Consider the following 1,372-nt stretch of genomic DNA (forward strand, 5'->3'; position numbering starts at 1 on the left):
GTAAGCTAGGCTGTGATGGGGAGCGAAAATTATAGTAGCGAAGGTCATGTACTCCGGCTGTCAAGAAAAGCCTCTAGTGAGATCTAGGTGCCCGTACCGCAAACCGACACAGGTAGGCGAGCAGAGCATGCTAAGGCGCGCGGAAGAACTCTCGTTAAGGAACTCGGCAAAATGACCCCGTAACTTCGGGAGAAGGGGTGCCTCGGTAGGGTGAATAGCCCGAGGGGGCCGCAGTGAAAAGGCCCAAGCGACTGTTTAGCAAAAACACAGGTCTGTGCGAAGCCGTAAGGCGAAGTATACGGGCTGACGCCTGCCCGGTGCTGGAAGGTTAAGGGGAGCGGTTAGGAGCAATCCGAAGCTGTGAACCGAAGCCCCAGTAAACGGCGGCCGTAACTATAACGGTCCTAAGGTAGCGAAATTCCTTGTCAGGTAAATTCTGACCCGCACGAATGGCGTAACGACTTGGGCGCTGTCTCAACGAGAGATCCGGTGAAATTTTAATACCTGTGAAGATGCAGGTTACCCGCGACAAGACGGAAAGACCCCATGGAGCTTTACTGCAGCTTGATATTGGACTTTGGTACGATCTGTACAGGATAGGTGGGAGCCTTTGAAGCATGAGCGCCAGCTTGTGTGGAGGCATCGTTGGGATACCACCCTGATCGTATCGGAGTTCTAACCTGGAACCGTGAAACCGGTTCGGGGACCGTGTCAGGTGGGCAGTTTGACTGGGGCGGTCGCCTCCTAAAATGTAACGGAGGCGCCCAAAGGTTCCCTCAGAATGGTTGGAAATCATTCGGAGAGTGCAAAGGCATAAGGGAGCTTGACTGCGAGACCAACAAGTCGAGCAGGGACGAAAGTCGGGCTTAGTGATCCGGTGGTACCGAATGGAAGGGCCATCGCTCAACGGATAAAAGCTACCCTGGGGATAACAGGCTTATCTCCCCCAAGAGTCCACATCGACGGGGAGGTTTGGCACCTCGATGTCGGCTCATCGCATCCTGGGGCTGAAGTAGGTCCCAAGGGTTGGGCTGTTCGCCCATTAAAGCGGTACGCGAGCTGGGTTCAGAACGTCGTGAGACAGTTCGGTCCCTATCTGTCGCGGGCGCAGGAAATTTGAGAGGAGCTGTCCTTAGTACGAGAGGACCGGGATGGACGTACCGCTGGTGTACCAGTTGTTCCGCCAGGAGCACCGCTGGGTAGCCAAGTACGGACGGGATAAGCGCTGAAAGCATCTAAGCGTGAAGCCCCCCTCAAGATGAGATTTCCCAATTAGTAAGACCCCTTGAAGACGACGAGGTTGATAGGTTCGGGGTGGAAGCACAGCAATGTGTGGAGCTGACGAATACTAATCGGTCGAGGGCTTATCCTA

General features: G+C 54.7%; 1 rRNA gene. It reads left to right on the top strand.

Features of this window, described 5'->3' with window-relative positions:
* Positions 1-1,372: ribosomal RNA gene (locus tag AC0YNT_RS30505) — 23S ribosomal RNA — on the top strand; the annotation flags it as partial.

The organism is Paenibacillus sp. J22R56 (assembly GCF_056269375.1).